This window comes from Halalkalibacter sp. HAAS-P014, from assembly GCF_056619965.1.
Genome location: NZ_JBWQTV010000014.1, coordinates 58,655 through 83,636, shown reverse-complemented (window position 1 = coordinate 83,636; position 24,982 = coordinate 58,655). Strand labels below are relative to the sequence as shown.

The 24,982-nt window shown below is 37.8% G+C and carries 19 protein-coding genes; 6 read left to right on the top strand and 13 right to left on the bottom strand.

The window, feature by feature from the left end:
- Nucleotides 1-32 precede the first annotated feature (32 nt).
- From AC1FXZ_RS11830 to iadA, 4 genes are all read right to left on the bottom strand, one after another.
- The gene (locus AC1FXZ_RS11830) at nt 33-248 is read right to left on the bottom strand and encodes an acetyl-CoA carboxylase biotin carboxyl carrier protein subunit (protein WP_480053831.1); all 216 of its coding nucleotides are present in this window, start codon (nt 246-248) and stop codon (nt 33-35) included.
- Nucleotides 245-1,597, bottom strand: coding sequence for an acetyl-CoA carboxylase biotin carboxylase subunit (locus tag AC1FXZ_RS11825; protein WP_480053829.1), 1,353 nt, complete (start codon nt 1,595-1,597; stop codon nt 245-247). Before AC1FXZ_RS11825 ends, AC1FXZ_RS11830 begins: the two co-directional genes overlap by 4 nt.
- 10 nt (nt 1,598-1,607) lie before the next feature.
- Nucleotides 1,608-2,756 carry an acyl-CoA dehydrogenase gene (locus AC1FXZ_RS11820; protein WP_480053827.1) on the bottom strand — a complete coding sequence of 383 codons (1,149 nt, stop codon included), beginning with the start codon at nt 2,754-2,756 and terminating at the stop codon, nt 1,608-1,610.
- A 182-nt stretch (nt 2,757-2,938) separates the two neighbouring features.
- The gene (gene iadA, locus AC1FXZ_RS11815; protein ID WP_480053825.1) at nt 2,939-4,108 is read right to left on the bottom strand and encodes a beta-aspartyl-peptidase; all 1,170 of its coding nucleotides are present in this window, start codon (nt 4,106-4,108) and stop codon (nt 2,939-2,941) included.
- A gap of 345 nt (nt 4,109-4,453) precedes the next feature.
- On the opposite strand from iadA, the gene AC1FXZ_RS11810 reads away from it, so the two are divergent.
- Nucleotides 4,454-5,062 carry a hypothetical protein gene (locus AC1FXZ_RS11810; protein WP_480053823.1) on the top strand — a complete coding sequence of 203 codons (609 nt, stop codon included), beginning with the start codon at nt 4,454-4,456 and terminating at the stop codon, nt 5,060-5,062.
- A 346-nt stretch (nt 5,063-5,408) separates the two neighbouring features.
- The gene (locus AC1FXZ_RS11805; RefSeq protein ID WP_480053821.1) at nt 5,409-6,785 is read left to right on the top strand and encodes a sodium-dependent transporter; all 1,377 of its coding nucleotides are present in this window, start codon (nt 5,409-5,411) and stop codon (nt 6,783-6,785) included.
- An 85-nt stretch (nt 6,786-6,870) separates the two neighbouring features.
- On the opposite strand, the gene AC1FXZ_RS11800 is transcribed toward AC1FXZ_RS11805, so the two are convergent.
- From AC1FXZ_RS11800 to AC1FXZ_RS11780, 5 genes are all read right to left on the bottom strand, one after another.
- Nucleotides 6,871-8,073: an aminotransferase-like domain-containing protein gene (locus tag AC1FXZ_RS11800; protein ID WP_480053819.1), complete on the bottom strand. Its 1,203-nt coding sequence runs from the start codon at nt 8,071-8,073 to the stop codon at nt 6,871-6,873.
- 254 nt (nt 8,074-8,327) lie between these two features.
- Nucleotides 8,328-9,737 carry a SpoVR family protein gene (locus AC1FXZ_RS11795; RefSeq protein WP_480053817.1) on the bottom strand — a complete coding sequence of 470 codons (1,410 nt, stop codon included), beginning with the start codon at nt 9,735-9,737 and terminating at the stop codon, nt 8,328-8,330.
- A gap of 127 nt (nt 9,738-9,864) precedes the next feature.
- Nucleotides 9,865-11,601, bottom strand: a complete 1,737-nt coding sequence (locus tag AC1FXZ_RS11790; RefSeq protein WP_480053815.1) for a phospho-sugar mutase — start codon at nt 11,599-11,601, stop codon at nt 9,865-9,867.
- Nucleotides 11,602-11,742: 141 nt separating this feature from the next.
- Complete coding sequence (locus AC1FXZ_RS11785; protein WP_480053813.1) at nt 11,743-12,267, bottom strand: FixH family protein; 525 nt, start codon at nt 12,265-12,267, stop codon at nt 11,743-11,745.
- Nucleotides 12,268-12,325: 58 nt separating this feature from the next.
- The gene (locus AC1FXZ_RS11780) at nt 12,326-13,870 is read right to left on the bottom strand and encodes a GNAT family N-acetyltransferase (protein WP_480053811.1); all 1,545 of its coding nucleotides are present in this window, start codon (nt 13,868-13,870) and stop codon (nt 12,326-12,328) included.
- A 625-nt stretch (nt 13,871-14,495) separates the two neighbouring features.
- Here AC1FXZ_RS11780 and AC1FXZ_RS11775 point away from each other — a divergent pair.
- Genes AC1FXZ_RS11775 through AC1FXZ_RS11760 form a run of 4 tightly spaced genes read left to right on the top strand, consistent with a single transcriptional unit; the run spans nt 14,496 to nt 20,695 of the window.
- Nucleotides 14,496-15,650 (top strand): glucose-1-phosphate adenylyltransferase, encoded by a 1,155-nt coding sequence (locus AC1FXZ_RS11775; RefSeq protein ID WP_480053809.1) that lies wholly within the window; start codon nt 14,496-14,498, stop codon nt 15,648-15,650.
- A 24-nt stretch (nt 15,651-15,674) separates the two neighbouring features.
- Nucleotides 15,675-16,781 carry a glucose-1-phosphate adenylyltransferase subunit GlgD gene (gene glgD / locus AC1FXZ_RS11770; RefSeq protein ID WP_480053807.1) on the top strand — a complete coding sequence of 369 codons (1,107 nt, stop codon included), beginning with the start codon at nt 15,675-15,677 and terminating at the stop codon, nt 16,779-16,781.
- Between the two features lie 37 nt (nt 16,782-16,818).
- Nucleotides 16,819-18,315: a glycogen synthase GlgA gene (glgA, locus tag AC1FXZ_RS11765; protein ID WP_480053805.1), complete on the top strand. Its 1,497-nt coding sequence runs from the start codon at nt 16,819-16,821 to the stop codon at nt 18,313-18,315.
- A complete protein-coding gene (locus AC1FXZ_RS11760) occupies nt 18,251-20,695 on the top strand; it encodes a glycogen/starch/alpha-glucan phosphorylase (RefSeq protein WP_480053803.1) in 2,445 nt (814 codons plus the stop codon). The genes glgA and AC1FXZ_RS11760 overlap by 65 nt, the downstream gene beginning before the upstream one ends.
- A 64-nt stretch (nt 20,696-20,759) precedes the next feature.
- Here AC1FXZ_RS11760 and AC1FXZ_RS11755 read toward each other — a convergent pair whose 3' ends face one another.
- From AC1FXZ_RS11755 to AC1FXZ_RS11740, 4 genes are all read right to left on the bottom strand, one after another.
- A complete protein-coding gene (locus tag AC1FXZ_RS11755; protein ID WP_480053801.1) occupies nt 20,760-21,500 on the bottom strand; it encodes a glycerophosphodiester phosphodiesterase in 741 nt (246 codons plus the stop codon).
- A gap of 28 nt (nt 21,501-21,528) precedes the next feature.
- Nucleotides 21,529-22,587: a tartrate dehydrogenase gene (locus tag AC1FXZ_RS11750; RefSeq protein WP_480053799.1), complete on the bottom strand. Its 1,059-nt coding sequence runs from the start codon at nt 22,585-22,587 to the stop codon at nt 21,529-21,531.
- 135 nt (nt 22,588-22,722) lie between these two features.
- Nucleotides 22,723-23,619: a manganese catalase family protein gene (locus AC1FXZ_RS11745; RefSeq protein WP_480053797.1), complete on the bottom strand. Its 897-nt coding sequence runs from the start codon at nt 23,617-23,619 to the stop codon at nt 22,723-22,725.
- Nucleotides 23,620-23,695: 76 nt separating this feature from the next.
- The gene (locus AC1FXZ_RS11740; protein ID WP_480053795.1) at nt 23,696-24,883 is read right to left on the bottom strand and encodes an aminotransferase class I/II-fold pyridoxal phosphate-dependent enzyme; all 1,188 of its coding nucleotides are present in this window, start codon (nt 24,881-24,883) and stop codon (nt 23,696-23,698) included.
- Between the last annotated feature and the right edge of the window lie 99 nt (nt 24,884-24,982).

The window sequence follows — 24,982 nt, the reverse complement described above, 5'->3', positions numbered from 1 at the left end:
TTTTCACTTCCTTACATTAAGTGAGTATTTAGTTATTCACGAACCTCTATAATTACCTCACCTTCATCGACAAAATCCCCCTCTTGTACCTCAATCGAGTAAATCGTTCCACTTACGGCAGACTCAATCGGAATTTCCATCTTCATTGATTCTAAAATCGCTACCTCCTGTCCCTCTGTTACGATATCCCCAATGGAAACAAGTATCTTCCATACATTTCCGGCCATTGATGTCGTAATTTCACTCATTTCTTCTCCCCCTTTTTTATATAGTCCATTATGAAATTTGTTGTTACATCTCCAGCTTGAAAGGCTGGATGAGATAAAATCTTTTGTAGCACTGGAATATTGGTCTTTATTCCTTTTATCTGATATGCATCTAAAGCATCGATCAGTGTTTCAATCGCTTCTTTTCTTGTTTCACCCTTACCTATCAATTTTGCAATCATCGGGTCATAAAATGGCGTAATAACACTTCCCTTTTCAATAGCACATTCGTGCCTTATCCCTGTAGTTTGTGGGAAGTCAAATAATGAAACTTGACCTGGGGAAGGATAAAAGGTTATTGGGTCTTCTGCATAAATTCTCACTTCAATAACGTGACCATCTCGAGAAATCTCTTGTTGTTTAAAGTGTAATTTTTCACCGTTCGCTATACGCAGTTGCCATTCTACTAAGTCAAGACCTGTCAGTTCTTCTGTCACGGCATGTTCTACTTGTAAACGCGTGTTCATCTCAAGAAAGTAGATATTTTTCTGATCATCTACCAAACACTCAATCGTCCCTGCATTCGTATATCCAAGGTTTTTGGCCGCCTTAACAGCAAGCATGCCGATTTTTGTTCGCAACTCTTCATCGAGAAAAGTTGAAGGAGACTCCTCTATCACTTTCTGATTTCTGCGTTGTACAGAACAATCGCGCTCCCAAAGGTGAACAACATTTCCATGATGGTCGGCTAGTAGTTGAACTTCTATGTGCCTTGCTCGCTCTACCCATTTTTCAGCAAACATTTCGCCATTTCCAAAAAATAGCTTTGCTCTCTTGTGATTTGATGCAAAAGCATTTCGTAACTGTTCCTCGTTTCTTACTACTTGCATACCAATCCCCCCTCCCCCGAGAGAGGCTTTTAACATAGCCGGATAGCCTATTTGTTTGACTGCTTCTACTAATAGATCTTCATTCTCAGTTGAGTGATTTGTCCCTGGAATAACAGGGAATCCAATTCTCTGCATTTCATTACGAGCCTTTACCTTTTCCCCCATTAGTTCAATTACTTGAGGAGTAGGACCAATAAAAGTAATCTTCGCTCTTTCACACTTTCTAGCAAAGTCAGCGTTTTCTGATAACAATCCATAACCAGGGTGTATCGCCTCAGCTTGACTTTGTTGGGCTACCTCTATGATCTTATCCATGTTTAAATAACTTTCTTGAACTCTTGATGGACCAATGAAGTACGCTTCGTCTGCCAATTTCACGTGTAGAGAATTTTGATCCGCTTCTGAATAAACAGCAACCGTTTTTATTCCAAGCCTTTTACATGTTCGAATAATCCGTACAGCGATTTCACCTCGATTGGCAATTAAGAGTCGACTAAACATGATCTCCCCCCTATCTCGAACAACCCAAATGTCTCGCAATGACAAGACGCTGAATTTCAGAAGTTCCTTCACCTATTTCCATCAACTTTGCATCTCGTAGCATACGTTCAACTCCATATTCGCGCATGTATCCGTATCCACCATGAATTTGAAGAGCTTGATTGCAAACCCTTGTAGCCGTTTCAGATGCAAATAGTTTTGCGAACGCTGCCTCTTTCGAGAATGGTTTTAAATTGTCTTTTAACCATGCAGCCTTTAATACCATATTTCTCGCTAATTCAATTTCCATCGCCATATCGGCTAACTTAAACTGTATCGCTTGGAAATGAGAAATGGACTTCCCGAATTGCTTTCTTTCTTTTGAATATGCTAAGGCCTTATCAAAAGCAGCTTGTGCAATTCCTAACGCTAATGCTCCAATTGATATTCTGCCTCCATCAAGTGTGTAGAGGAATTGTTTGAAACCTTTAGAAGGATCACCTAATAGATTTTCTTTCGGTACTCTGACATTCTCAAGAACCAATTCACACGTATTTGATGCACGAACGCCCATTTTTTCGTAATTACTACGAATATGAAAGCCCGGAGTCCCTGTTGGAACAATGAAAGCCGAGATTACTTTTTTCCCTTTCGAATCTTTGCCTGTAACAGCAGTAACAATGACACATTTTGCATAGCTTGCATTCGTAATCCAACATTTCTCACCATTGATTACATATTCATCGCCATCACGGATAGCTGTCGTTTGCGTACCACCAGCATCTGATCCTGCATTGGGTTCAGTAAGCCCAAAGGAACCAAGCGCCTCACCTCTTGCTAGTGGTTTTAAATAGATTTCTTTTTGTTCTTCCGTCCCAAAATAATAAATAGGACTTGCTCCAAGCGAAACTGCAGCAGCATAACTAAGACCAGTTCCACCACAAGCACGCCCAATTTCTTCCACTGCTAATGCATACGTAAGCGTATCAGCTCCTGCTCCTCCGTACTTCTCTGGAAATGGTAGCCCTAGAAAACCGAGTTCCCCCATCTTTTTAAAAGCATCTTTAGGAAAAGTAGAGTTCTGATCCCACTTTTCGGCATTGGGGGCAATCTCTTTTCGAGCAAAATCACGAACTGTATCCTGGATAATCTTTTGTTCCTTTGTTAACTCGAAATTCATATCTTTCCCCTCCCCGTAAATAGTGAGCGATCGCTCAACGAAATAACCCTTAATACAACTATACGTTGATGTATTGTCTTACATGCCTATAATGTAAGCGTTGCCATTCAGTCCATCAAAAAAAGGAAAGTCCTATTTAAATAGACTTCCCTCCGCTTTTTCTAATCACTGTTTCACTTTTTCTACTCAAATGTTCCTTTCACTTTCACAATGCTATTTTCAACCATCAGTTTGCCACGAGCAACAACCGTATCAATCGTTAAGTCATTTGATAATAAAACAATATCAGCATCTTTTCCTACAACCAGTTCACCTTTATTATGTAATTTAAGAGCCTTTGCTACGTTTTTTGTAATCACGTGTAATGCCTGTTCTAACATGACACCCTCTTGTAAAACAGCATCACGAACTTCATGAAAAAGAGACTTCATATCGCCAATTTGTAACCCGACCAATTTTCCTTGCTCATCAAATGTAGGCAAACTCCCTTGAGCGTCAGAGGTAAACGTAATTAAGTCTAGTTGCACTCCTTCCTCCATTAATATCCTCAAGGCCTTGCTGCATTTAGTTTCACCTTCTTCTAAAAACAATGGAATCGTACTTGTAGTAAGGTCAACATAGCCACCGTTTTTGGCATATTGTATTCCTTCCTGGAACAGTTCAGTATTTCGGTTTATATGCGTTGGGATAAATTGGGTAACAGGGATATCTGTCTGGGATACGATTTCTTTCAACAATCTCAATTTATCACTACCATCACCCACGTGAACATTGATAATTCCTGCTTTTCCAGATAACAACCCTCCGACCCTTGCTTCTGCTGCGATTCTTTTTAATTCATCAACAGTAAGTTGCGAAGAACGATGGTCACTAATAGCCACCTCTCCTATCCCAATGATCTGATCAATCAACAGTAAGTCGCTTTGGATGGACCCCGTTAACGTTTTTATCGGAATTTGATAAGAGCCTAAATGGACGTAGCAAGTAATCCCCTCTTCTGTAAGTCCTTTTGCTTTTGCGATTAAATCTGGCATAGTTCTGCTCGTCCCGTCTGTACCAATAACACCCACAATTGTTGTCACACCGGCAGAAGTTGCCTGACTTAGCATCAGTTCAGGAGTTCGGGTTTTGTAGCTTCCTTCTCCCCCACCTCCAATAATATGAACATGACTATCAATGAATCCCGGAACAACCAACTTCCCGTCACCATTAATAACGTTAACATCCACATTGAGGTCAGATATGTTAATTTGCTCTTCTATGGCAATAATTTTCTCGCCTGCTATCAAAATGTCTTTCTTACCAATATACGAGGGAGAATAAACATCTCCTTGCTGAATTAATGTTAACACTTCTTCACTCCTATTCCCTTCTAGACAAAATTCTTATTTCATAATAGTATAGCAAATTTTTTCGCTCTCTATTTTCTTTAAAATTAACCAGCAACAAGCTTAAATCGCTAAAGAAACTTAACGCCAAATGGTAATATCTGTATTAACAAAATATTCAAGTTTAACTAAAGATTACGACAAAACGTTTTGATATTATTTAAGGAAGAGAAAAAATTCTATCACTAGAAAGATTTGAGTGAGTAAGGTGGGAGAGCAAGCGCATCCCAGATTTTTTCATTGTTGTTAACTAACTATTAACTAAGTTAATAGTTAGTTAACAACAATAAATAAAAAGGTGGCGAAATAATGAAAAGATTTAAAATGATGGGTATTGCAGGATTTTTGTCAGTCGCATTACTAACTGCATGCTCAGGGAATACTGCAACTGAAGCTGATCCTGTAGAAGAAACAGCAATAGAGGAAAGTGTTGAGGAAGTAGAAGAAGTAGTTGACATTACAGAGGAGGAAGTTCTGGAATTTCAGCAAAGCTGGGGAGAAGGAATAGTTCATATCGGAGAAGTATACCGCGAGGGTGGCGACTATGAAGCCGCTGCTTCTGAGCATATCGACTTCTTCTATGGTTATGACATCGGCAATGTTCTTTTCAAACCAACTTTAGCTAGGGAGGAACGTTTCCGTGATACCTTTGAAGGTGCTTTGTCTTATTTCATAGGAGGAAATGAAGCGTATTCCGAGGATAGTGGTTTTGCTATTGCACCATGGACAGATGTACGATGGGAAAATGAAGGGATTATAATTGAAGGGAATAAGGCTGTAAGTATGGGCGTTTACTATTTTACACCAGCTGATGGGGGAGAACCTGTCGAAGTAGAATACAATTTCGCTCATACTAGAAATGATGATGGCGACCTGAAAATTGTCCTTCACGGCTCTCATTATCCATATAATCCTTAAATAGTTAAATAGCAAATATGCTTAGTTTATAGTAATACTTATAAGAGATCCTTGGATTATAAAGGATCTCTTATTTCTTTTGCCGTATTAAATAGATTATGTAATACCATCTACGAACAATATTTTCATTATCAAGCTGTAAATTGATAGAAACAGTGTTTGGCATAGTTAAAATGTAATATTGCACTTAGACCTTCCTAGAGTCCAACTCCCACTCCATACTTTCTAAATTAATTAGATTTTCCAGTAAAACTTTCCATTGTCAGAAAATTTACTATTCATTTTTTCATTAGTGTGATATAGTATACCCACAAAACATTTTAGCAATTTAAAGGAGGAACACGTTGTGTCACTAAAGCATGAACCTGGACGTGAGCAGTGGGCTTCAAGGCTAGGATTTATACTAGCTGCAATGGGCTCTGCTGTTGGGTTAGGTAATATATGGAGGTTTTCATATGTTGCAGGAGAAAATGGAGGGGCTGCCTTCCTTTTGATCTACATTTTTATGATTATTTTAATTGGTCTTCCAATTGTAATGGCTGAGTTTACAATTGGACGTAAAGCACAAAGCGATGCAGTTGGTTCTTTTGAGAAGCTCTCGCCTGGCGGCGATCGATTAGCCCCAGGCGAACCTTGGAAAATAGCTGGTATTATGGGTGTGGCAGCTGCATTTATTATCCTTTCATTCTACGGAGTTATTTCAGGATGGATTTCATATTATTTCTTCAATTATTTAACAGGGAGCCTCTGGAGTGCTCCAGCTGATGGGTACGGCGCTTTCTTCGGTGAATTTATTTCAAGTCCTGGACTACCTATCTTATGGCAATTTTTATTTATGACATTGGTTGTTAGCATTGTTTATGTAGGGGTTAAGAAGGGAATTGAACGTTCAAACAAAATATTAATGCCATTATTAGCTATTTTATTAATCGCCCTTTCTCTTTACGGTTTAACGTTAGGTGGTGCTAAAGAAGGATTAGCGTTTTTATTCTCACCTGATTGGTCTGCATTAGCTGACCCTAACATTTATTTAGCTGCCTTAGGACAAGCTTTCTTCTCATTAAGCTTAGGGATGGGAGCATTAATTACCTACGGAAGCTATTTATCAAGCAAAGAGAAGCTTCCTGGTGCAGCAGCAAGTGTAGCTGGGCTGGACACGCTGTTTGCGATCGTAGCGGGAATTATGATTTTCCCAGCAGTTTTTGCCTTTGGCATTGAACCTGGAGCAGGTCCAGGGCTTGTTTTCGTAGTAATGCCGGATGTATTTAACAGCTTTACATTAGGAGGCATTTTCGGTTTACTATTTTTCTTCTTACTAACAGCCGCTGCCTTAACATCATCTGTATCGTTATTAGAGGTTGCGGTCGCCTATTTCATGAGAAAATTTGAATGGTCACGTAAGAAAGCTGCACTCATTATCGGATCTCTTATCTTCGGCCTAGGGTTATTCTCATCATTAAGTCAAGGACCTCTTTCTCACATTAGTATTATCGGTGGACGAGATATCTTAGACTCAATGGACTTTATTGCTTCTAACGTCTTCTTGCCACTAGGTGGTCTAATAATTGCTTTATTTATGGGTTGGGGCTTTAAAAAGGCAGATGCCTTACGTGATTCTGATTTTGGAAATACGAAGCTAGGTCTGCTTTGGCTTTTCTTGCTTCGCTACATCGTACCAGTTGCGATTCTACTTGTCTTTATTAGCTCAGTTACTGAGTTTTAATCAAAAAAAATCGGACTCTTTAGAGAGTCCGATTTTTTTTGATTGGTAAGTAGTCAAAGAGACAGCTTATAGTCTTCGATCCCTGTTAACTATGAATTGCTTTCTTCTCCATTTCTTCTTGCAATAATTCAATGAGCAAGTTCATCCCTTGCTCTATTTTCTCTGGAGTGGCGTGAGTGAAATTTAATCTCATAGTATTTTTCTTCGCTTTTCCCGCATAGAATGGCTCACCAGGAACATAAGCGACCCCTTTTTGAACCGCTCGTTCTAATAAACTGGTCATGTCCAATGAGTCATCAACTTGAATCCAAAGGAACATCCCACCTTTTGGCTTAACGAACTGTACATTAGGAATATTAGCTTGTTCAAGGATTTTCACCATTATTTCCATACGACTCTTGTAAACTTCAATCAAATGTTCAATATGTCCATCTAGGTCGTAATGTGTACACAATTCATATAAAGCTTGCTGCGATAAAGAATTGGAATGTAAATCATTGGCTTGCTTTGCTTGTGACATCATCCGAATAATTTGGTAAGGACCAACAATCCATCCTGTACGTAAAGCAGGGACTGCTGTTTTTGAAAATGTACTTGTATACATTACATGAGTGCCATCATCAAGTGAGGCTAACGGCTTATAAACTTCATTATCAGTAAATTGAAGCTCACCATAAGGGTCATCTTCAAATACAACCACCCTATGCTTATGAACAAGGTCAATTAGTTTTTGACGTCTGTCAAGCGACCAAACTCTTCCTGCCGGGTTAGAAAATGTTGGAACAACATAGACGCACTTCGGATTATACTGCTTTATTTTTGCTTCTAAATCCTCCGGCAACATCCCTTCATCATCTGAATCAACTGTTACCACTTTAGCTTCATATGATTTAAAAACTTGAAGCGCTGCTAGATAAGTAGGGTCTTCGGTTAATACGACATCACCGGGACTTAACATTATTCGCGCGAATAAATCAATGGCTTGCTGTGAACCGGTTGTAATTAGAACTTCATCCGACGTAAAACCTGTAATTTCTTTTTTCTCCATACGTTTTAGAATGACTTCTCTTAAAGGACGATAGCCTTCTGTTTCTGTATATTGCAGTGATTTTTTTCCTGTTTGAAATACACGAGAAAATGCATTTTCTAGTCCTTCTATAGGGAATAAATCATCGTCTGGCAAACCACCAGCAAATGAAATGACATCACCTTTCCCTACAATTTTTAAAATATCTCTCACGGCAGAAGATTGCAAAAAACGTACTCGATCTGCAAAGGCATACTTCATATTTGGCACCTCTATTGTACTAAAATTTAGAATATTATATTTATATTACTCCTAATTACTAAAAAGTCAATAAATCTGTTTCAAAAAAATATTAAAATAATGTGACAGCTAAATGTTAAGATAACCATTATAATTTTGTAATATTCTTCCCTTTCATTTAGTGTAGTAGCTTATACTACTAAACGAAGAAAAATGAAGCCACAGAAGAAGGTGAACATCATACCTTTTTCTGTGGCCTCTCTTATTTAAAGGGGCTATAAATATTTTCGGTGAACTTTTTTTCCGTCATAGACAAAAGCTATTTCTTTCTCATTTATCAGTGTTTCAATATGAACAGGGCGTCCCCATAGTTGGTAGAGGTAAGGCAATACCTTTTCTAAATATCCAACATCTAACTCTGTGCCTTCATAATTATGCTTGATGTAAAGCTCACCGTTTTTTACATAGTCTCCATCTGTAATAACTAGATATGGAAAACCTCCATTTACCCTCGATTGAGCTAATTGATCTCTTACTTGCTCCCATTGTTTATCAATGACTTTATAATCTGCCCCTTGTTTTTGAAATAAATACATATCTTCACGTGTAACGAGGTCTTTTGTTAAATAGTTTCTTATAAATGAAATATCCGATTCGATTTCTCGTACTTCAAACATTTTCTCACGCCCACTTCCAGGCTTTACACCTTGGCGTTCTTGCATATCTTTACTCGGATTGTTATAGCGTTCTTCAATATCTTCAAAAATTTTCAAACCTAAATAATAAGGGTTTATAGACGTTTTCGATGGCTGAACGACACCAGCATTTAACTTTGCAAACTCAACTGTCTCTTTACTTGTTAAGTCCATTTCACGAAGAATTCGTTGATGCCAATACGACGCCCAACCTTCGTTCATAATTTTCGTTTCAAGTTGTGGCCAAAAATAGAGCATCTCTTCACGCATCATTGTTAATATATCTCGTTGCCATGGTTCAAGTTCTCTACTATATTCCTCGATAAATAATAGGATGTCTTTCTCCGGATTAGGTGGAAAATGCTTCTTCCTTTTTTTCGGTTTTTCTGGAACTTTCTTTTCATCTAGAGCCCATAAATCCGCATACTCTGATGGCTTCTTAACAGATTCGATTTCTTCATCCTCCATACTCCAATTCAACTTTGGACGGAGAATACTTGGATCAATATGTTCTTGAATTGCCAATACAGCATCTAGGAAGTTCTCCACCTCTTCCTTTCCATATACATGTTCATAATGAGCAATACGTTCAGCTGTCGCACTCATACTTTCAACCATATCACGTCTAGTATTTGAGAATCTGACATTATTTTTAAAGAAATCACAATGCGCAAGTACATGAGCAACAATTAGCTTGTTTTGGATGAGCGAGTTACTATCAAGTAAAAAGGCATAACATGGGTCTGAATTAATAACAAGCTCATAAATCTTGCTTAATCCTAGATCATATTGAAGTTTCATTTTGTGAAATTGCTTTCCAAATGACCAATGACTATATCTCGTTGGCATTCCGTAAGCTCCAAATGTATAAATAATTTCTGCTGGACAAATTTCGTAACGCATCTCATAGAAATCTAGCCCAAATCCCTCGGCAATTTCTGTTATTTCAGCAATAGAATGTTCAAGCTGTTTCCAATTTTCCGATGTCATACAAACCCCTCCTTGAACTTGCTTTCTTACAATTTATGATGACAACATCTAAAACATGAACATAACTCTCTCTGCTTAATAGTAAAACTAAAAAAAAGCTACCTAAAAATCGGTAGCTTTCTCTAAGTTATATTAAGCTGTGAACTCGTTCCATGACAGCTTGTTGCAATTGTTCAAGGGTTTTCTTACTATCTTCTAGTGTTTCTTTATTTACCCCAAAATAAAATTTAATCTTTGGTTCTGTTCCAGATGGTCGAATACAGAACCAAGAGCCATCCTCTAAAATATATTTTAACACATTGGATGTTGGCAATTTAATGGTGCTTTCTATATTAGCTACCATATCTTTAGATTTACTTGATTGGTAATCTTCGATGGTTACTACTTTTTGGCCTTCAAGAGTTAACGGTGGGTTCTCACGGAAAGAAGCTAAAATTTGGTTAATTTGTTCAATACCAGCTTTTCCTTTTAGCGTTAAAGACTCTAACCCTTCTTGGTAAAACCCATACTTTTCAAAAACTTCAATTAACCCCTCATATAAATTCATATTACGTGACTTATAATACGCTGCTAACTCGGCTGCTAGTAGACATGCTTGAACAGCATCTTTATCTCTTACAAAGTCTCCAATTAAATAGCCATAGCTTTCTTCATATCCAAATAAGAAACTATGTGCACCCGTCTGCTCATACTCTTTAATCTTCTCACCAATAAATTTAAATCCCGTAAGTGTATCAACTGTTTTTAATTTATAGTGGTCAGCAACTGCTCTTCCAATTTCAGATGTTACTATTGTTTTTAAGACTACACCATTATTAGGTAACGATTGTTGTTCCTGCTTCTTAGAAAGAATATAATCTAGCATCAATGCACCCGTTTGGTTACCTGTTAATACAACATATTCACCATCTCGATTTTTTACCGCTACACCGACTCTGTCCCCATCCGGATCCGTTGCTAATAAAACATCTGCATTCAGCGTTTCACCATGTTTAATAGCTAATTCAAAAGCTGCATGTTCTTCTGGATTTGGGGATTTCACTGTTGAAAAATTCGGATCTGGTAATTCTTGTTCAGGTACGACTGTAACTTGCGAAAAACCACTACTCTCAAGCACTCGACGTACAGGTAAATTAGCTGCTCCATGTAAAGGTGTAAAGACAATTTTTATCTGATCACCGTACTCCTTGATGATCTCCTTTTGAACTAGAATTGATTGTAATTTTTCATTATAAGCATCATCAATCTCATCCAAAACAACTTGAAGGAGACCACCCTCTTTTAATTTACGTTCATCCGCTACTTGAATTTGCAGTTCATCTTCAATTTCATTAACATATTGTACGAGTTCATCTGCTGGCCCTGGTGGAAGTTGTCCACCATCTTCACCATAAACCTTGAACCCATTGTATTCAGGAGGATTATGACTAGCTGTAATAACAATACCTGCAACAGCATTCAACTTGCGTACAGCAAATGACAGTTCAGGTGTAGGACGAAGCTCCTCGAATAAATAAGAACGAATGCCATGGCTCCCAAGTGTCAAAGCTGATTCTAGAGCAAATTGCTTTGATTTATGGCGAGAATCAAATGCAATTGCTACTCCTCTAACTTTTGCTTCCTCACCTCGTTCCTCAATAAAACGAGCAAGCCCCTCTGCTGCTCTTCTAATAGTATATGTATTCATTCTATTTGGACCTGGCCCTATTTCCCCTCGCATTCCACCAGTACCAAACTCTAAATCTTTATAAAAACAATCTTCTAACTCAACTTCATTTCCCTTTATCTCATTTAACGCTTGCTTCCACTCTGATTCCAACTCCGAAAAATTGGACCATCTTCTATATTGATCTTTCCAATCCATACGTCTCCTCCTAGTAAAGGCAATTATTTTAGTTTTCTATTATAGCATCATAATTCTACCTGCTAACACATTTTTCCTTTTTATAAAGAAAAAAAGATAAGAAAAGTGTTGATATACACCCTCCCTATCATATGGAACCATTTACCTATTCATAACTGGAATATTGTTCAACTCTCGCTCAATTTCTTTAGGCAGTGACTGACCAAGATGAAAATAGTCCGTTGGGTCTTTGTTTTCAGCTGAAACAATCGCTCCACTCACAGTAAATAAAATTTGATTACGATAAATACGTCCACCCTCTTTTACTTCTATCATGGCAACCCATGTTCCAGGAAGAGAGAAAATAACTTCTGTTTCATAAAGACCATTTTCTAAACGAGTAAACGTCTTCTCAATTTGATGAACTGTACCTGGACGATCAAATATTGCTGTAACCGCTGCATTTTCAATTGCATTGCCAACTTCATCTTCAATAAAAACAGGAAAGTCTATCACTTCTCCTGTACGGTAAAATTCATCTGCTCCAGCAAAGGATAATTTCCAGTCTGTTTCAAGCTTTTCTGCACTAAACATAGTCGAAAGTACAGTGAATGTAATCAGTAAACTGGCTACCATACCTATGACCACAAATCGATTTACTAGTAACGGTTCCCTTTCGAGCTTCATTAGACTTCCCCCTTTTATTAGTCAACTGTAACCAATCAAGGGAGGATATAAACGTTTATTAAGACTGTTTGTAATTTATTGAATATATATCATGTCTACGATCTCGTAGTTGATTAACACTTCCGGCACGTCGATTTCTTCTAAGAATCTCCAAGTCAACGTCCCCAACTACAACCGTTTCAATATTTGCTTGGCACTCTCCCACAATTCCATCCCTTGCAAAAGTGAAATCTGAAGGACTAAAAATACCAGACTGCGCATATTGAATATCCATATTTTCTACATCTGTTAAGTTTCCTACCGTTCCAGATAAAACGGTATAGATTTGGTTTTCGATCGCGCGAGCTTGTGAACAATATCGAACACGTAAATATCCTTGTCGATCATCTGTACAAAACGGTGTAAAAATAATATTAGCCCCTTTATCTACAGCAATTCGAGCTAACTCTGGAAATTCAATGTCATAACAAATTTGGATGGCAATTTTCCCACAGTCAGTATCAAATACATTTACCTGGTTGCCACCTGAAATCCCCCAAAATTTTCTTTCATTCGGTGTAATATGGAGTTTATATTGCTTTTCAATCGTCCCATCTCGTCTAAATAAATAAGCAATGTTGAAGATTTTACCCTCTTCTTCAACAAAGTGTGAACCTCCGATGATATTAACATTGTATTTAACGGCAAGATTCGTAAACAATTCAATGTAATCTTCTGTAAACTCAGTTAGTCTTCTTATTGCAAGGCTTGGGCTTTTCTCCGGTAGAAACGAGAGTAGCTGTAATGTAAAGATCTCCGGAAATACGGCAAAATCAGAATGATAACTTGCTGCCACATCAGTATAGTATTCACATTGAATGGCAAAGTCTTCAAAGGAAGAAATCTTTTTCATTGCATATTGTATTGTTGTAATACGTACAGGAAATGAAGTCTTAAACTGCCTTTTTGGAACGGTTGGTCGGTAATCAATATTATTCCATTCCATTAAGGTTGCATATCGTAAAGATGCACGATCATCCAATAAATAATTAGGGTTTATTCGCTTAAGGGTAAAGCCATTCATCACTTGAAACGTTAGGACCGGGTCATAAATATTATGCATCGTGACATCTTCAACATATTGTCTTGGAGTCATTTCTTTTGCATGTTTATAATAGTTAGGAATCCTCCCACCTATAATAATACTTTTTAAATTAAATTCACGTGCTAGATCCTTTCTTGCCTCATATAGCCTACGACCAATTTTCATTCGGCGATACTCGGGATGGACCATAACTTCAATTCCATATAAATTATAACCTTCATAATCATGATTTGTTATATAACCATTATCCGTTATCTCATCCCATGTATGTTGGTCATCATATTCATCAAAATTAATAATTAAACTAGAACATGAACCAATTATTTCTCCGTCATACTCAACACAGAACTGCCCTTCCGGAAAAATGTCGATATGACTTTGCAGATGCTTACGTTCCCATGGTTCCATATTAGGAAAACATAATTTTGACATTTCTATTATTGCATCAAAATCCGCAGCTTCAATGTTACGGATAATCATCTTTTTTTCAAATTTAGATACATCTATTTTCTTAGACATATGATCAACTCCTTTACCATTCACTCATGCAGTTTACCCTTTTTTCACAAGGATGAACACCTATTTGCATTTTTTACTATGAAATTCAATGTTCTAGCAAGGGGCTATTTACCGCCAATCAAACATGGATTTCTCCTACGCTTGTAGCTCCTTTTTGACTAGTTCTTCTCTATCCCACCGTAGTGGTTATTTTTTTATCCTTTTAGAGAAAAGTGTTCCCCTTTAAAACACTAAAAATTTTTTTTATTTGTTAGGAATGGAAAGTGCTTACAGTTGCATAGACATGAAACTATCGTGGTGGTCATACCACTTGTGCAGGAAGTTCTTTCTTTTAGGCTATTTTCGTAAAGTTTGTTGCTCTTAGAAGTTTTTACTCGTAGTGAAATGAAGCGGAAGTCACTCGACTCCTGTGGGATTTAGAGGTAGGGGCGAGACCCCACAGGCGCAGCCGAGGAGGCTCGGCACCTCCTAGCGGGTGCGAGTGACTGGAGCGAAATGGAACGAACATGTGAATACAAGCAAGCCAAAAACAACAAAGTATGCGAAAACAGCCTTCTTTTAAGAAAACCCTAAAAGTGGCTATTACCATTCCAACTAAAATAATAATAAGACTGGGGCGGTATGAATGAAAAGAAGTCAAGATTGTGTAGCAATGCTACTTGCAGGTGGTGAAGGGAAGAGACTTGGAAATCTCACAAAAAAGTTAGCCAAGCCCGCTGTATACTTCGGAGGTAAGTATCGTATTATTGATTTCCCTTTGAGTAATTGCATTAACTCAGGTATCGAAACAGTTGGTGTCCTTACTCAATACGAACCTCTCGCTCTTAATAACCATCTTGGAATAGGCACTCCATGGGATTTGGATAGAAGGAGCGGTGGATTAACAAGTCTCCCTCCTTTTGTTGAAAAACGTGGTGGTTCATGGTATTTAGGAACGGCCGATGCTATCTATCAGAACATGAATTTCATTGAACAGTATGATCCCGAATACGTTCTAATTTTATCCGGTGATCATATTTATAAAATGGATTACAGTCTCATGCTAGACTACCACAAAGAACAAGGCGCTGAAGCTACTATTTCCGTTATTGAAGTACCTTGGGAAGAAGCAAGTCGCTTTGGAATAATGAATGCGACTGAAAATGGTGACATAACGGAGTTTCAAGAGAAACCAGCTCATCCAAAAAGTAACTTAGCATCAATGGGCATTTATATATTTAACTGGTCAGTCTTAAAGTCATATTTAACAGAAGATGCAACTGTTTTTGATTCTAGTCATGACTTTGGAAAAGATATTATTCCTACGATGCTTGCTGATAACCGTAAATTATTTGCTTATCCATTCTCAGGTTATTGGAAAGATGTAGGAACAGTTCAAAGCTTCTGGGAAGCTAATATGGACCTTTTAACCAAACGACCATCTCTTAACCTACACGAGTACTCCTGGCGTATTTATTCAGTAAACGAATGCCAATCACCACAATATATATCACCTCAAGCAAACGTAACTGATTCTCTCATCAACGAAGGCTGTGTGATCTACGGCGATGTAACAAATTCAATTTTATTTCATCAAGTCGGTATTGGCTGTTCTAGCGAGATAGAACAATGTGTCATTATGCCTAAAGCTAAAATTGGTCAATTTGTAAAGTTGAAAAAAGTAATCATAACCGAAGATGTAACGATTCCAGATTATACAGAAATTGAATCATCAGATGATGAGATCATCGTCATAGATAAAGACACTCCTATTCAAAGCTATGTAACAATCTCACAATAAAAATTTCTTGAGAGGAAGAAAAGAATGGAAAAACTAATTGGCGTCATTCATTTAGATGGAGAACTTGATTTGCTTAAGGAACTTACTTACTTTCGTTGTGGTGCAGCTGTCCCTTTTGGCAGTCGTTATCGTATCATTGATTTCGTTCTTTCAAATATGGTTAACTCAAACATTCAAGATATAGCTGTTTTTACAAGACAGAAATATCGCTCCCTTATGGATCACCTTGGTACAGGGAAACCATGGGACTTAGACAGAAAACGTGGTGGTTTATTTATCCTCCCACCTGATTGGAATGACCCAACTGATTTATCAAAAGGTGATTTACAACATTATCATAATAATCGAGATTTCTTTAACCGTGGATTAGGTGAATATGTCCTTGTTACGGGCACTCATCATATTTGTAACATTGATTACAAAAAGGTGTTTCAAGAACATTTAACGTCTGGTGCAGATGTTACAGCTATTTACAAACAGATTCCCTTCCTTGAAGAAGAGCATGCTATCGAAAGAAAACTTGAACTAGATGAAGATGGTACCGTTACGAATATGACAACGGATGCAGCAAATAACAATGTTTTTATGAATATGTTCATTCTAAAAAAATCACTGTTATTAGAATTAGTTGATTATTGTATTGCTCGAAAGAAGGAAAATCTATTACTCGATGGAATTATGGAAAATTTGAGTCGTTTAAAGGTACAATCTTGTGAATACAAAGGGTATCTGGCTGTAATTAATTCGATTGAAAGCTATTATAAACATAGTATGTCCTTACTAGATGTTGATGTTTATACACAGCTTTTTCTAAATCGAAAACCTATTTATACGAAACCAAAAGACGAACCACCTACAAAATATACAACAAACGCGATAACAAAAGGTTCATTATTAGCAAACGGCTGTGTGATTGAAGGCAATGTTGAGAATAGCATCCTATTTCGTGGCGTTCATGTACATAAAGATGCTATCGTACGAAATTCGATTATCATGCAACGGTGTGAAATAAAAAGTGGCACTTTATTAGAAAATGTCATCTTAGATAAGGATATAGTGATTTCTCCGAATAGAACGTTTATCGGAGCAGCAGAAAATCCTTATATCGTTGCTAAAAGAAAGGTATTGTAACACTCGCAAATACAATAAATTGAAAGGAGTTACGTTTATGAACATTGTAATGGCAGCATCAGAATGTGCACCTTTTTTTAAAACCGGAGGGCTCGCTGATGTAATCGCGTCTCTTCCAAAAGCTCTGGCCAAAAAGGATCATAAGCTTACGGTTATCTTACCTAAGCATCGCTCCCTCCCTTCAGAATTATCTTCCAAGTTAACCTTTGTAGACTCTTTTGATGTATGGGTTAAATGGAGGAAGCAATATTGTGGTTTGCTATCTTATGAAACTGACGGTGTCACCTACTATTTCATTGACAATGAGTACTACTTCAACCGCGCTCAACTGTACGGTGAACCTGATGATGCAGAACGTTTTGCATTCTTTACACATGCTTTCTTCCAAACTTTGAATTATTTAGATCTTAAACCCGACATTATTCATTGCCACGACTGGCAAACTGGACTCATTCCTTCTTATATAAAGGCAGGGGTACTTAACGAAACTGTTAAGACTGTGTTTACGATTCACAATTTAAAATATCAAGGTATCTTCCCAAAATCGATTTTCCATGAATTATTACATTTAGATTCGATTCACTTAGGTGGACTTGAACTAGATGGAGCCATCAATTTTATGAAAGCAGCCATTATTCATGCTGATTGGGTAACCACCGTAAGCCCTTCTTACGCTCAAGAAATTCTCGATCCATACTACGGGGAAGGCTTAGAGAAATTTTTACAAGAACGTATTTCAAGTGTTTCTGGAATTGTAAATGGTATTGATGAAGAATTATATAATCCATCTTCTGATCTCAATGTCTCAGTCCCCTATTTTAGGAATTATGCTGGAAAGAAAGAGAATAAGAGAATTATGCAGCAAGAATTAGATCTTACTGTATCAAAAGACATCCCTATGTTTGTTTTAATTAGCAGACTAGTAGAAGAAAAAGGATTATCACTTCTTACTCATATTTTAGGTGAGTTGCTTAGAACTGAGAACATACAGGTGGTCGTTATGGGTACAGGGGAAGCTCAATATGAAGAAGCATTCCAATCCATATCAAACCAATATCAAAACTCATGCCGTTTCATTAATATCTTTCATGAAGGTCTTGCTCACAGGCTTTATGCAGCCTCTGACTTCTTACTAATGCCATCTAGATATGAGCCTTGTGGATTAGCACAATTAATTGCCCTACGATACGAAAGTATTCCGATTGTACGAGAAACAGGAGGGTTAAAAGATACGATAAAACCGTATAATGAATTTAATGGAGAAGGAAATGGCTTTTCTTTCACGAACTATAATGCTTATGACTTTTTAAACACCATTCGCTATGCTATTCATATTTACTATCAACCAACACATTGGAACCGACTTCTAAAAAATGTCTACAAAACTAAATTAAACTGGGAACACTCTGCATCAAAATATGAACAAGTGTTTAATAATTTAACGATGCAGAATAATGAGGAGGAAAACTATGTCCATAACGGCCGACACTCTAAGTCAGATGCTAAAAGAGAAGCTCACCTCGTCATTCGGTAAAAGTCTAGAGGAAGCAACAACAAAAGAAGTGTTTCAATCTGTTTGTCTAACGATGAAAGACTCGATACATCCTAACTGGCAAACTACTCAAAAAACGTATGAAAAAAAGGCAAGCAAACAAGTTTACTATTTTTCAATGGAGTTTCTTTTAGGGAGAATGATCGAAACCAATTTACTCAATATGGGAGTGCTTGATGTTTACCGTGAAGCGCTATCCTCACTTGGTTTTAACCCTGATGAAGTTTTTAAAGAGGAACATGACGCCGGACTTGGAAATGGAGGATTAGGCCGTCTTGCAGCTTGCTTCCTTGACTCACTAGCCTCCCTCCAGCTTCCGGGTCACGGAATGGGGATTCGTTACAAATATGGGTTGTTCCAACAAAAAGTCGTCAACGGCTATCAAGTTGAACTGCCAGATTACTGGCTAGAAGATGAATATATGTGGGAAACCAAGCGTAATGACAAAGCTATCGAGGTTCGATTTGGTGGAACTGTTGAAACAACAAATATAAATGGAGAACTACACTTCCAACAACATGATTACGAGCGAGTCCTCGCTATTCCATACGATGTCCCTATTGTTGGATATGATAACAATACCGTTAATACACTTAGATTATGGAGTGCAGAATCAACAACGAATCACTTTCACTTTCACTCTAGCCGAGGGCATGATTATTATCATTATCTTGACTACAAGCGTTCCATTGAAAAAATTTCAGAATTTCTTTATCCAGATGACTCCTATTACGAAGGTAAAATACTTCGTTTAAAACAACAATATTTTTTAGTTTCAGCTGGACTACAAAGCATTCTCCAACGATATAAAAAACAAAATCAACCACTTCATGACTTATCAAAACATGTTGTTATACAAATTAACGACACACACCCTAGCCTCGTTGTCCCAGAGTTAATGCGATTATTACTTGATGAAGAAAGACTCGGATGGGATGAAGCTTGGTCCATCACCCAAGAAACCGTTGCATACACAAACCATACAACTTTAAGTGAAGCATTAGAAAAATGGCCTGAGGATATGATTCAAACGCTATTCCCACGGCTATATCAAATTATTCATGAAATCAACGAACGCTTCTGTAAAATGCTCTGGTTTGATTACCCAGAACTGCGCGAAAAGATTCCAGAGATGGCTATTTTAGCCTACGGACAAATTCATATGGCTCATCTTGCAATGGTAGGAAGCTTTAGTATTAATGGGGTTGCAAAGTTACATACGAGCATTCTAAAAGACCGTGTCATGAAGCCTTTTCACACCGTCTTTCCTAATCGCTTTAACAACAAAACAAATGGAATTACCCATAGACGTTGGCTATTAAATGCAAACCCAAAACTCGCCAGTGTCATTTCTGATGCGATTGGGACGGATTGGATTCGTAACCCTGAACAACTGAAGAACCTACTTCCATTTGCTACAGACCCTGCATTCCAAGAGCAAGTTGCTCAAGTGAAGCTTGAGAACAAACAAAAGTTAGCTCAATATATAAAGAAAAATTATAACCTTTTAATCGACGATCAAGCAATTGTCGATGTTCATATTAAACGACTGCATGGATATAAAAGACAGCTTCTTAACCTATTTCATATCATTCATTTGTATAACACCTGTCTGGAAAACCCTAATATAGATATGACTCCACGTACATTTATATTTGGTGCTAAAGCTGCTCCTGGTTATACATTTGCCAAGCAAGTAATTAAATTAATTAATGCTGTCGCCGAAAAAATTAATCATCACCCCGTGGTTAGTAAACATTTAAAGGTTCTATTCTTAGAGAATTATCAAGTGACTCTAGCTGAACAAATTATTCCTGCGGCTGATGTAAGTGAGCAAATTTCCACTGCAAGTAAAGAAGCGTCAGGTACTGGTAATATGAAGTTAATGATGAATGGCGCGTTAACAATCGGTACTCAAGATGGAGCAAATGTAGAGATTGGCGAATATGTCGGTGAGGATAACATTTTTACATTCGGTTTAACATCTGAAGAGGTTTTTACTTATCAAGCTCGCGGAGATTATCGTGCTCGTGATTATTACAACAATGATCGACGGTTAAGACATGTAATGGATCGTCTTGTCAATCAACACTTCTCAGGGGATGATGTTGAATTCAAAGATATCTTCTACTCACTCCTCTACAATAATGACGAGTATTTTGTTTTAAAAGATTTCGATAGTTATCTTGAGACCCAAAATCGCGTGGATATAACCTATCAAAATCAAAATGATTGGTTGCGTAAAAGCATTGTTAATATTGGACATTCAGGTGCATTCTCTAGTGACCGAACGATTCAAGAATACGCAAAAGACATCTGGAGTATCCATCCTACAACCATTCCTTCCCACCCAGGATTATAAAACAAACAAAGAGAGACTGACCAAAAAAGTCAGTCTCTCTTATAATTATAAGAATAAAAAACAGTTAGCACTTCTGAACATTAGCTCTTATTTGCAAAGCTCTTATCGGATCATCAGTTATAATGGCATCACAGCCTAAATAAAAAAATCGTCTCATTTGCGCCTCTTCATTAACTGTATATGGCCTAAGCCGAATCCCCTTTTTAACCAGTTCTTTTACTTCTTCATCTAGTAAACTCAAATAATAAAAATGGTAGCCTATTGTGCCTATTCCCCTCATGTAATGCTCAGGGTTATAAAGAGCTGCAAGTACGACAATAGCCGTTTCTAACATTGGAGCATGTTGTCTACATAAATAAATGGATTTATGATCAAAAGACGAGATTATCACCTGATCTTCTAGTTCAAACTCTTTTATAAGAGGTAAAACAATAGATACAGCTTTCTCTCTATCTTTTATGGAACCCTTTAATTCGATATTAAGTGTTAGTGAGCAGCCTTTTGCCCATACTAGAACCTCTTCTAAAGTCGGAATAGCCTCACCTTTAAAACGTCCATGAAACCAAGAACCAGCGTCCAATTTTTTCAATTGTTCTAGCGTGTGACTTTGAACGAATCCTGATCCATTTGTAGTTCGATCAAGTGTATCGTCATGAATAATGACCGGAACGTCATCTAAACTAAGCTGAACATCAAATTCAATGCCATTAGCCCCACTATTAAGAGCTGCTTGAAATGCAGCCATCGTATTCTCAGGAAAATGACTTGAAAAGCCTCTATGTGCCCAAACTTCAGTTTGATTCACGCCTTCCCCTCCTTTGAGCTCCATTCACCTATGTGTTCTTTAACTTTTCAACGATTGCGTCTGCAACCTCTTCTGTTGATGATTTCCCACCGATATCTGGAGTTTTAATTCCATCAGCTGTTATCTCTTCCAAATAGTTCAGTAAAGTAGTAGCTAATTCTCCTTCACCAAAATGATCTAACATCATTTTCGCTGTCCACAATTGACCAATCGGATTGGCAATCCCTTTTCCGACGATATCTGGTGCAGAACCATGAACCGGTTCAAACATTGAAGGATAAGTCCCTTCTGCATTTAGGTTAACTGCAGGTCCAATTCCAATACTCCCCATCACAGCAGCACTAATATCAGTAAGTATATCCCCAAATAAATTGCTCGCAACAATAACATCAAACTCACTAGGTTTTGTTACAAGAGCAGCAGCAAGAGCATCTATATGAACAGATTCTTGCTCAATTGTATGATAGTTCTGTCCTACTTCCTCAAATACTTCATCCCAAAATGGCATTGAATAAACTATACCGTTTGACTTAGTAGCACTTGTCACTTTGTTCTTTCTATTTTTTGCTAGTTCGAAGGCATAACGAATAGCTCTTTCAGTCGCTTTCTTAGTAAAGACTGCGTTTTGAATCACAATTTCGTTATCCCCTTTATGTATACGACCGCCTACTTCACTATATTCACCTTCACTATTTTCCCGTACAACAATGAGATCAAATTGATTTGGGTTCGTTACAGTAGGATTAACACCTTTTAGTTGTTTAGCATGACGAATATTTAACGTCTGTTCAAAACCTCTACGAATCTCAATTAATAATCCCCAAAGTGAGATATGATCTGGCACAAGTTTCGGATTGCCAACAGCCCCCAAAAAGACAGCATCACTTTGACTAAGTTGATCTAATCCATCTTTTGGCATCATCACACCATGCTCTAAGTAGTATTCACAACTCCATGGGTATTGTTGATATGTAAATTTCAACCCTCCATGCAATAACGCAACTGTATCTAATACTCGCAATGCATGAGGCATGATCTCTTTCCCTATCCCATCACCGGGAATTACTGCTAAGTCTATCGTCTTCAAAGCGTTCCACTCCTCTCTATCCAATTGTACTAAAAAGATAGATCGTTTTGGAAGCGCAACCTTTTACTAAAAACAGAGGCTGCTAAAAAAGGTCCTTACCACCCTTATAGCAGCCTCTTACTATGGATAAATTAATTATATACCAGCTGAACGTTGCAATCTCTTAGCAATTTCTAAGAAATCATCGTGTGAAATTCCAGGTGCAAACTCTTCTTGTATTTCTGGGTAGTCCGGAATCGGTGCCCCTTGAGGTGCTCCCCGAATCACTTCGACTGGCTGACCATCCTCAGGGTGTGTTCCCTTCCAAATCTTGTCGATATCCTGATAATCCGTTGGGCTAAATGTATATAGCTTGCGATGAATACCTTGGTCTTCATACTTTCGCGCATAATCAAACGCTTTGTTACTAAGATTCGGGATAGGTACCATTTTGGTCATATCTACACCTGTGGCAATCTCAAGTGCTTTTGCATAAGCAATTACATGAACACCACCACGAACGAGCAGGTATCCAATCATTTCACGAGCAACAGGATTTTCTGTCATTTCATACACCCGCATTTTATGTGTTCTAGCACCACATTCTAAGAAGAAATTATGCAATAAGTCTAAAACTAGATTCCCACTATTGAATACGTGTTCTCCTTTCCAAGGAGCACCCATTGAATCCATCGGACGTGACGTTTGAGCCGTATCGATGAAATGGTATGAATTCCGTTTATCCTTTGCATTTTGCATCGGTTGCATATCGGGATCTCCTGGGAAGGTTGTTCCTTCGATCATATGATTGATCGTATGAGATACTAACTCGACATGACCAAACTCTTCAGCTGTAATACTAGCAATTAAATCATAGAACGGTTTCAATTTCTTCTTACTTCGAAAATTGAATGATTGATACATATAATTATTTAATGTCGACATTTCACCGAACTTTCCACCAAGTAATTCTTGAACCGCCGCTGCGGCATTTGCATCTGGATGCTCGGGCTTTGGCAAATCAATTAATAATTTGTCTAGACGTAATATCACAAGCCATCCCTCCAATCAGAACAAAATTAGATTCACTATGTTCATATGAGAGAATTTGGCTGTCCTATGACAATTATTATTTCACTAAGTTTGAAAAGATTTGCAGGGACCCAATTCGGTTCATCGCTTCACGTAACAATTGTTCCTCACATAATAATCCGATACGAACGTAACCCTCCCCGTATTTCCCAAATCCAATCCCGGGTGCAACGACTACTCTTGCCTTTTCCATTAGCAAATCAGCAAATGTTTCAGACGTATATCCTTCTGGCACTGGGAACCATGCAAAAAATGAACCTTTAGGAGCAGATACATTCCATCCAATTTCTAAAGCCGCTTCAACTACAGCTTTTCTTCTATTTTCATACATGTCAACAAGCTCTCTTACACTTGATTGATCCGATTGCAAAGCAAAAGCTGCTGCTTCTTGAATACCACCAAAAATACTACAATAATAATGATCCTGTATTAATTCAATTGCTTCAATTACACTAGGGTTGCCAACAACAAATCCAACTCTCCATCCAGCCATGTTATAAGTCTTCGATAATGTTAACATCTCTACACCAACCTCTTTAGCTCCTGGTGTCTGTAAGAAACTAAGTGGTTTCTTCCCTTCAAAGCCGATTGCACCATAGGCGAAATCATGAACAACACAAACATCATGCTTATTTGCTAAACGAACGGTTTCCTCAAACAATTCAGAAGTAGCTACTGCACCTGTTGGATTATTCGGATAATTCAAAAACAACAACTTAGCTGCTTCCCATACAGGTTCTTCAATTTCAGCAAAATTAGGATGAAAATCGAATTCCTTTCTAAGAGGCATTGCTTGCATATTTGCACCCGCTAAAGCGATTCCTGACCAATAATCAGGATATCCTGGATCTGGTACTAACACTGTATCGCCTGGATTTAACAAGCATTGGCTAATTTCAACAAGACCGGTTTTTGCTCCTTGGAGTACAGCCACTTCTGTTTTCGGATCAACATCAACGTTATATTCTCTTTTGTAATAGTCCGCTACTGCTTGTCTTAAAAAAGAAAACCCTTGAAACGGAGGGTACTTATGGTACTTAGGCTGATCAGCAGCCTCTTGTAATTTTTCAACAATGAATTTTGGAGTAGGCTGATCCGGATTCCCTTGTCCTAGATTAATAACATCATCGTGCTTTTCTTTCAATTTACTAACCTTTTTTACGAGACTTGCAAAAAATTGTTCCGGAAGACGCTGTAATGCATCTGATTTCGGAAATGTCTTCAAAATCGTCACCTCATTATGGCAAGAAAAAAAGAGAGTGTGCCTCAAGTTAAATGATTCCAACCACAGAATACACAACACTTGAATGAAAGCAATTGTCTT

Coding starts and splice junctions, on each gene's coding strand:
- AC1FXZ_RS11800 (WP_480053819.1), bottom strand. CDS start 8,073: ATGAAGTATGCCTTTGCAGATCGAGTACGTTTTTTGCAATCTTCTGCC.
- AC1FXZ_RS11785 (WP_480053813.1), bottom strand. CDS start 12,267: ATGAAGCTCGAAAGGGAACCGTTACTAGTAAATCGATTTGTGGTCATA.
- AC1FXZ_RS11830 (WP_480053831.1), bottom strand. CDS start 248: ATGAGTGAAATTACGACATCAATGGCCGGAAATGTATGGAAGATACTT.
- glgA (WP_480053805.1), top strand. CDS start 16,819: ATGAACATTGTAATGGCAGCATCAGAATGTGCACCTTTTTTTAAAACC.
- glgD (WP_480053807.1), top strand. CDS start 15,675: ATGGAAAAACTAATTGGCGTCATTCATTTAGATGGAGAACTTGATTTG.
- AC1FXZ_RS11810 (WP_480053823.1), top strand. CDS start 4,454: ATGAAAAGATTTAAAATGATGGGTATTGCAGGATTTTTGTCAGTCGCA.
- AC1FXZ_RS11825 (WP_480053829.1), bottom strand. CDS start 1,597: ATGTTTAGTCGACTCTTAATTGCCAATCGAGGTGAAATCGCTGTACGG.
- AC1FXZ_RS11795 (WP_480053817.1), bottom strand. CDS start 9,737: ATGACATCGGAAAATTGGAAACAGCTTGAACATTCTATTGCTGAAATA.
- AC1FXZ_RS11775 (WP_480053809.1), top strand. CDS start 14,496: ATGAAAAGAAGTCAAGATTGTGTAGCAATGCTACTTGCAGGTGGTGAA.
- AC1FXZ_RS11780 (WP_480053811.1), bottom strand. CDS start 13,870: ATGTCTAAGAAAATAGATGTATCTAAATTTGAAAAAAAGATGATTATC.
- AC1FXZ_RS11790 (WP_480053815.1), bottom strand. CDS start 11,601: ATGGATTGGAAAGATCAATATAGAAGATGGTCCAATTTTTCGGAGTTG.
- AC1FXZ_RS11820 (WP_480053827.1), bottom strand. CDS start 2,756: ATGAATTTCGAGTTAACAAAGGAACAAAAGATTATCCAGGATACAGTT.
- AC1FXZ_RS11760 (WP_480053803.1), top strand. CDS start 18,251: ATGTCCATAACGGCCGACACTCTAAGTCAGATGCTAAAAGAGAAGCTC.